General features: G+C 56.5%; 8 protein-coding genes. 5 read left to right on the top strand and 3 right to left on the bottom strand.

The window, feature by feature from the left end; translation table 11 throughout:
* The 4 genes from ACTG34_RS13045 to ACTG34_RS13030 form a co-directional block, all read left to right on the top strand.
* Window positions 1–1140 (top strand): excinuclease ABC subunit UvrC (locus tag ACTG34_RS13045; RefSeq protein WP_439105324.1); only part of this gene is annotated, 1140 nt, incomplete at its 5' end.
* An 18-nt stretch (window positions 1141–1158) separates the two neighbouring features.
* On the top strand, window positions 1159–1830 hold the full coding sequence (pgsA, locus tag ACTG34_RS13040; RefSeq protein ID WP_439105323.1) for a CDP-diacylglycerol--glycerol-3-phosphate 3-phosphatidyltransferase: 672 nt from the start codon (window positions 1159–1161) through the stop codon (window positions 1828–1830).
* Window positions 1823–2071 (top strand): molybdopterin converting factor subunit 1, encoded by a 249-nt coding sequence (gene moaD, locus ACTG34_RS13035; RefSeq protein WP_439105322.1) that lies wholly within the window; start codon window positions 1823–1825, stop codon window positions 2069–2071. The genes pgsA and moaD overlap by 8 nt, the downstream gene beginning before the upstream one ends.
* Before the next feature lies 1 nt (window position 2072).
* Complete coding sequence (locus ACTG34_RS13030; RefSeq protein WP_439105321.1) at window positions 2073–2510, top strand: molybdenum cofactor biosynthesis protein MoaE; 438 nt, start codon at window positions 2073–2075, stop codon at window positions 2508–2510.
* Window positions 2511–2608: 98 nt separating this feature from the next.
* On the opposite strand, the gene ACTG34_RS13025 is transcribed toward ACTG34_RS13030, so the two are convergent.
* Complete coding sequence (locus tag ACTG34_RS13025) at window positions 2609–4111, bottom strand: CoA-acylating methylmalonate-semialdehyde dehydrogenase (protein WP_439105320.1); 1503 nt, start codon at window positions 4109–4111, stop codon at window positions 2609–2611.
* 171 nt (window positions 4112–4282) lie between these two features.
* Here ACTG34_RS13025 and ACTG34_RS13020 point away from each other — a divergent pair, with 171 nt between their 5' ends.
* Window positions 4283–5170, top strand: a complete 888-nt coding sequence (locus ACTG34_RS13020) for a LysR family transcriptional regulator (RefSeq protein WP_439105319.1) — start codon at window positions 4283–4285, stop codon at window positions 5168–5170.
* A gap of 7 nt (window positions 5171–5177) precedes the next feature.
* Here ACTG34_RS13020 and ACTG34_RS13015 read toward each other — a convergent pair whose 3' ends face one another.
* Both ACTG34_RS13015 and ACTG34_RS13010 read right to left on the bottom strand, forming a co-directional pair.
* On the bottom strand, window positions 5178–5507 hold the full coding sequence (locus ACTG34_RS13015) for a hypothetical protein (RefSeq protein ID WP_439105318.1): 330 nt from the start codon (window positions 5505–5507) through the stop codon (window positions 5178–5180).
* Window positions 5500–6888: OmpA family protein (locus tag ACTG34_RS13010; protein ID WP_439105317.1), on the bottom strand; the 1389-nt coding region annotated here is incomplete at its 5' end. The genes ACTG34_RS13010 and ACTG34_RS13015, both read right to left, overlap by 8 nt.

Raw genomic sequence — 6888 nt, 5'->3', positions numbered from 1 at the left:
GCGATGACAAACGTGCAAACGGCCCAAGGGATCAATCCTAAAACTGTGTCGGAGGGGGATATCATCGGCCTTCACATGGAGGGCGGACAGGCTTGTGTTCAGGTGTTTTTCATTCGTGCGAACCAAAACTGGGGCAATCAGGATTTCTATCCGCGTATCGGTGCAGATGTGTCCGAAGCCGAAGTCATGGGGGCCTTTATCGGTCAGTTCTACGACCAAAAAGAGCCGCCGCGCCAATTGATCCTTAGCCATGATGTCGAGGACAAGGAGCTGTTGGCTCAAGCTCTATCTGAGAAGGCAGGGCGCAAGGTAGAGGTGCTCGTTCCCCAACGGGGAGAGAAGTCCGAGTTGGTGTCGGGTGCTGTGCGCAATGCGCGAGAAAGCCTTGGCCGCAAAATGTCCGAGAGTGCGGCGCAGACCAAGTTGCTCAAGGGGGTGGCAGAGGCGTTTGGCTTGCCGTCCATGCCAACGCGCATCGAGGCCTACGACAACTCGCACATTCAGGGCGCGCATGCCGTCGGCGCGATGATTGTGGCGGGACCAGAGGGGTTTATGAAATCCCAATACCGCAAGTTCGATATCAAGGGAGACGGGATCACGGCGGGCGATGATTTTGGCATGATGAAAGAGGTCATGACGCGCCGTTTCAAACGTCTGTTGAAAGACGATCCTGAGCGTAAGGGCGACACATGGCCAAGTCTGTTGTTGATTGATGGGGGTGCCGGACAGGTGTCGGCGGTCCAAGAGATCATGACGGAATTGGGTGTAACGGATATCCCGATGGTCGGTGTGGCCAAAGGCGTGGATCGTGACCACGGCAAAGAAGAGTTCTACCGAACAGGCAAACGCCCCTTTGCCCTGCAACGCAATGATCCTGTGCTGTATTTCATTCAACGCATCCGCGATGAGGTACACCGTTTCGCAATCGGGACACACCGCGCAAAGCGGTCCAAGGCCATTAGTGCAACGCCTCTGGATGATGTCCCAGGCGTTGGGGCCATGCGCAAGCGCGCCTTGTTGGCGCACTTTGGCTCGGCCAAAGCCGTTGCCCTTGCGAACCTTGCCGACCTTAAGGCGGTGGATGGAATTTCAGAAACGGTCGCACAGACGCTCTACGACTTCTTCCATGAGGGCGGATAAGGTTGTAAGGACGTACACATGATTTGGAACATCCCCAATATACTCACCGTATTTCGGTTGCTGTGTGCGCCTGCCATTGCAATCGTCTTTCTCGTTTTGCCGCATCCCTTTTCCGATTGGGCGGCCGTTGTGTTGTTCATTGGTGCCTCGCTTACGGACTATGTGGACGGCTATCTGGCGCGCTCATGGAAGCAAACATCGCGGTTCGGAGCGATGCTTGATCCTATTGCTGATAAGGCGATGGTGATGACGGCGATTGCTGTTTTGGCGATGAATTTTGGTGCGTCTTTTTGGATCATTTTCCCAGCAGCCTTCATCATTTTGCGTGAGACGTTTGTGTCGGGTTTGCGCGAGTTTCTGGGCGCCACGGCGGGCCTTTTGAAGGTCACAAAACTGGCCAAATGGAAGACGGCCTCGCAAATGGTGTCTATCGCGGTTCTTCTCTCGTATGGCCTATTTTCTCACTATGTGGGCATGGGAACGTTCGGCATGGATGGCATGACCGTGGACGGTATTTTATCGGGCGACATCGAGGACGTGCACGGGCTTGCATGGAAATATTTCGGGATGGTTTGGACCTACACGGGCGGGATCGTTTTGTTCTGGATCGCGGCGCTTTTGACGGTCATCACGGGTGCGGACTATTTGCGCAAAGCCATGCCCTATTTGCGTGATGCGTCCGATGATTGATGTGCTTTATTTCGCATGGGTGCGTGAGCGTATTGGCGTGCCGCGTGAACAGGTCGAGACACAGGCGGCAACGGTTGCAGATCTCATTGACGAGCTAAAGGCCCGCGAAGAGAGATATGCCTTTGCATTCGAGGATTTAAGCGCATTGCGCGTGGCGGTTGATCAAGAATTGGTGGACTTCGATGCGCCCCTCAATGGTGTGCGTGAAGTGGCGTTTTTCCCGCCTATGACAGGGGGCTGATATGCGGGTCTCGGTTCAGGCGGAGGACTTCGATCTGGCGCGATCACTTGACGGCTTTGGTCGTGCGCCAAACACGGGTGCCACGGTGAGTTTCACGGGGCTTGTGCGCGATGACACTGGCGACCTTCAGTACATGGAAATTGAGCATTATCCCAGCATGTGCGAGGCGGCGATTGAGGCCATTGTGGCGGACGCTGTGGCGCGGTGGTCGCTGTCCGATTGTTTGGTTATTCACCGTTACGGAAAACTCGCTGTCGCAGAGCAAATCATGATGGTTGCCACTGCCGCGCGTCACCGTGTCGAGGCGTTTGAGGCAGCGGAATATCTGATGGACTATCTCAAATCGCGCGCGCCGTTTTGGAAGAAAGAAGTGACCAAATCAGGTGCGGATTGGGTCGCCGCCAAGGACGTGGATGAGGACGCTTTGCGGCGCTGGTGAGCGTGTCGGCCACTCGTCGGCCTTTCGTCGGCCTTGCGTCGGGCACGATCACGAAAAAGGCGCCCCGAGAGGCGCCTTTTGTTTTGAACGGATTTTGTTTAGCCAAGGGTCGGCATTGTGAACTCGGCCTCGGTACGCTGACCTGTGGGCCACCGCTGTGTCGTGGTTTTGATACGGGTGTAGAATCGAACACCCTCCATCCCGTGCATGTGGTGATCGCCAAAGATCGACGCTTTCCAACCACCAAACGAGTGGAAAGCCATGGGCACGGGGATCGGCACGTTGATGCCGACCATTCCGACCTCAATGTCTTGGGCAAAGGCGCGCGCGGTATCGCCGTCACGGGTAAAGATCGCGGTGCCGTTGGCAAATTCGCACTGATCAATGAGGGCGACCGCATCGTCATAGGAATTGCGGCGCACCACGGACAGGACAGGTCCAAAAATCTCTTCTTTCCAGATTTTCATGTCGGTGGTTACGTTGTCGATCAAGGTGCCGCCAACATAATATCCGTTTTCATAGCCCTGCATGTCTTGTTTGAAGTCACGGCCATCAACGATGATTTTTGCACCTTCGGCCTCGCCGCTATCGATATAGCCGAGAATTTTCTCTTGGGCGGCCTTGGTGACGACTGGCCCCATGTCGGAGGCGCTATCGGTCGCGGGGCCAACCTTGAGGGCTTTGATCATCGGGGTGAGTTTGTCGATGAGCGCATCGGCCACGGCGTCCGTTACGGGGACGGCCACGGAGATCGCCATACAGCGCTCGCCCGCAGAGCCAAATGCCGCGCCCATCAATGCGTTCGCGGCCATGTCGAGGTCGGCGTCAGGCATGATGACCATGTGGTTTTTCGCGCCACCAAGAGCCTGAACGCGTTTGCCGTTGGCTGTGCCCGTTTGGTAGATGTATTGAGCGATGGGCGTCGAGCCGACAAATGAAATCGCTTTGACGTCCGGGTTGTTCAGCAGGGCATCTACGGCTTCTTTGTCGCCTTGGACCACGTTGAACACACCATCGGGGAGACCCGCTTCTTTCAGCCAGTCGGCCATGAGCAGGGAGGCGGATGGGTCGCGCTCGGAGGGTTTCAGGACAAAGGTGTTGCCTGTGGCCAAAGCGACAGGGAACATCCACATTGGTACCATTGCAGGGAAGTTGAACGGAGTGATGCCGGCCACAACCCCAAGCGATTGGCGGATGTTGAAGCTATCAACGCCTGTGCCAACGTTTTCGGAAAACTCACCCTTGAGAAAGCTGGGGGCACCCACGGCAAATTCGACCACTTCGAGGCCACGGGTCACTTCGCCCACGGCGTCATCATGGGTTTTGCCATGCTCGTTAGAAATAGCGCGGGCCAATTCGTCAGCGCGGTCCCACAAAATGCTTTTGAATTTGTCTAGAATGCGTGCGCGGCGCAAAGGCGGTGTTTTCGACCATGCGGGCCATGCGGCTTTGGCGGCTGCGACAACGGCGTCCACTTCGGCGGTTGTGGCCAGTGCAACGGTTTTCTCGCTTTCGCCTGTCGCGGGGTTGAACACGGGCTGACTGCGGCCGGAGGCGGAGGCAACATGCGCGTTGTTGATGAAGTGTGCGATCTCGGTCATGTGGAGTTCCTTACGTGAGGGTTGCGCTATGGGCGTGCCGTGACGCAACGCGCGTCCGACGATTGCGAAGACATTACACGCGTTGCTTTTTGCAACAAACCTAGGCAATTGTGATTTAAGATATGCAAATATGCATAGTAAAAGCTATGGAATGGGTGCTAGAAGCTCTGAATGAATTGGGAAGACGGTAAACTTTTTCTAGCTGTGGCGCGCGAGGGCAAGATGCTCACGGCGGCGCGAAAGCTTGGGTTAAACCAAGCAACGCTTAGCCGCCGTTTGTCCGCCTTTGAGGCCGAGTTGCAAGCTACGCTTTTGGTGCGAGGCCCATCGGGTTGCGTGTTGACCGACGATGGTGAGGCCCTTGTGATCAAGCTGGAGCGCGCTGAAAGTGCGATGCTTGAGGGGCAGGCGTTGTTTAATTCCACCGACACGCGGCCAAGTGGTGTGGTCCGCATCGGCGCGCCGGACGGGTTTGGGGTGTCCTACCTTACGCCGCGTTTGTCGCCGCTGTTGGATCGCTATCCCGATTTGCGAATCGAGCTTGTCGCTATACCGCGCAGTTTTTCGTTGTCTCAGAGAGAGGCGGATTTGGCCATTATGGTTGGGCGGCCTGAAAAAGGTCGGCTGATCGCGCGCAAGTTGACGTCCTATTCTCTCGGACTTTATGCGTCCAAGCGCTATCTTGAACACCACGGGGTGCCGCCGTCAGAGCCGCCGTTCACGGGGCATCGGGTCATTGGATATGTCGAGGATTTGCTGTTTTCACCCTCATTGGATTACGCGTCCGATTATTTTGGCGGGACGCGTGCACAGCTGGGTATTTCATCTGCGATCGCGCAAATGGAGGCGGTGAAGGCGGGCGCGGGCATTGGTGTTTTGCACGACTATCTTGCGGTGCATGAACCCGAATTGGTCCGGCTTGCCTCACCCGTCGAGACGCGCCGCGAATACTGGCTCGCCTATCATGAATCGCAAAAAGAGTTACGCCGTCTCAAGGTCGTGTCGGACTACATCACGGGACTGGTGACGAGTGATAAGGGATGGATCGTCGACGCGTGAGGGTGTGCTATTGCTGGGCGTTCAGGCGTTCGATGTAGCTGCGCAATTCCTCGGCTTCTTGACGGGCCTCGCGTAGTCCACCCATGGCTGCATTCAACTCGGCCTCGGTTTGGTTGAGCTGATTGGTCGTTTCAGATTCGCGTTGTTGGAAATAGGCGATGGCCTGATCGCGTTGCTCTTCGGCCTCGTGGACCTGTTGCGCCATTTGGTCCAGATCGCTCATTTCGCCTTGTCCAACGTGGACAAACCGGTGCACGAGCCAATGGGCAAACCACCCCAATAGAAACGCCAAAAACAGGACGATTGCGGTCGCGAAAATCAGTTCGGTTCTATTCATTTGGAGTCTCGTTCTCGTTGTTTTCGGCCGGTGGCGTGTCGGCTATTTGGTCAGATTGCGCGTCTTGGGGCGCATCACCACCAAGGAGTTTGAATTCGATACGGCGGTTGGCCTCACGTCCGTCTTCGGTGTCATTGTCTGCAATTGGCTGTTCTTCGCCGTATCCTTTGGCGGTGAAGTCGACCCCGACGATGCGGCGCGAAATCAGGGCGTTCAACACAGAATTGGCGCGCGCTTGGCTCAAGGACAGGTTCATGTCCTCGCCGCCTTGGCTGTCGCTATGCGCACCGATTTCCATCTCCATTTTCTCGCATTTCTCAAGCGCCTTGGCGAGGCGATCGAGCGTATCGGTCGAGGATTCGTCCACATCTGTAGAGCCGGGTGCAAAAACGATTTTGTTGGCATTGATAACCGCATTGGCGCGCGCCACGCATTCGTCGGCTGTCGGCAAATCAAGAACGGGGTCCAGTTGCCGGACGTAATCGACATCAATATCAAAGGTTTGACCACTTCCCAGTTTGTCGGCCAATAGTCGGGTTATGGTTGCTTTGGCGGTGACATCACCTGTGCGGCCACGGACGCGCACCGAGGTTGGTTGCATTGTGACAGAGCCGTTATCCAATTTTGACAGGGCTTCGATTGCGGCAAGCGCGCGGATGGACCAGCCTTCGGGGAGGCCGTCAACTTGGCGCAGTGCGGAATAGATGGTGTTGGACCCGAATGCGGCTTTTGCGTAGGCCTCCACTGCGATTTGACTGCGTTCGTCCCCAATTCTGCCGCGCAATTGAACTTGGCCTTCGGGGGAGCGCAGGGCGACAAATTGCACGGCGTCTGTGCTCGCGTTGTCCTCGGGTTCAGGCAATGTGGTGTATAGGGTGAATGCTGCGGGTAACGCCGCCTCCAATTCGCCCGCGACCTTATCAAACAATGATGCACTTAGGGCGGATATGCCGACAAGGGACACTTCGCTGTCGGAGAATGTAATGGAGCCTGCGCCGAGGTCTTGGACGGCGCGCATTCCCGCCTCGACGGCGCGGGCCCAATCGGTTGTCGGTGAGCCAAGGCCAATAACACAGCTGGGATCCTCAATGCCAGACGCACGCGCGGCGGCCAATATCCGCGCTTGCCCCTGAACCGTTTCAGCAGAGCAGGCATCGAATTGCGGGCCGGTTTCGTCAATGAGGAACCGTGCGGTAAAGGGCGTGATGATCGGGCGTGGCGCGCTAATGTTGATGACAACGTCAAGCTCTGAAGGTTTTTTGTCGTCGAGCGCGCGCTCGAAGCGGCGTTTTTGATCGGCGCTATCGGCGAGACCTGTGACGATGATGCTGTCTGCGGACAGTGAGATTTTTGAGCGAGGCAAAAGCGTGATGGCCTCAAG

It is taken from the genome of Celeribacter marinus (assembly GCF_965656515.1).
Classification (GTDB): Bacteria; Pseudomonadota; Alphaproteobacteria; order Rhodobacterales; family Rhodobacteraceae; genus Celeribacter; species Celeribacter marinus_D.
Note: the sequence above shows the minus strand (reverse complement) of the source record. Positions and strands in the feature narration are given on the sequence as shown.

Bases quoted from the DNA above. Each gene is read 5' to 3' on its own strand.
- moaD (WP_439105322.1), top strand. From the start codon at position 1,823: ATGATTGATGTGCTTTATTTCGCATGGGTGCGTGAGCGTATTGGCGTG.
- ACTG34_RS13030 (WP_439105321.1), top strand. From the start codon at position 2,073: ATGCGGGTCTCGGTTCAGGCGGAGGACTTCGATCTGGCGCGATCACTT.
- pgsA (WP_439105323.1), top strand. From the start codon at position 1,159: ATGATTTGGAACATCCCCAATATACTCACCGTATTTCGGTTGCTGTGT.
- ACTG34_RS13015 (WP_439105318.1), bottom strand. From the start codon at position 5,507: ATGAATAGAACCGAACTGATTTTCGCGACCGCAATCGTCCTGTTTTTG.
- ACTG34_RS13020 (WP_439105319.1), top strand. From the start codon at position 4,283: ATGAATTGGGAAGACGGTAAACTTTTTCTAGCTGTGGCGCGCGAGGGC.
- ACTG34_RS13025 (WP_439105320.1), bottom strand. From the start codon at position 4,111: ATGACCGAGATCGCACACTTCATCAACAACGCGCATGTTGCCTCCGCC.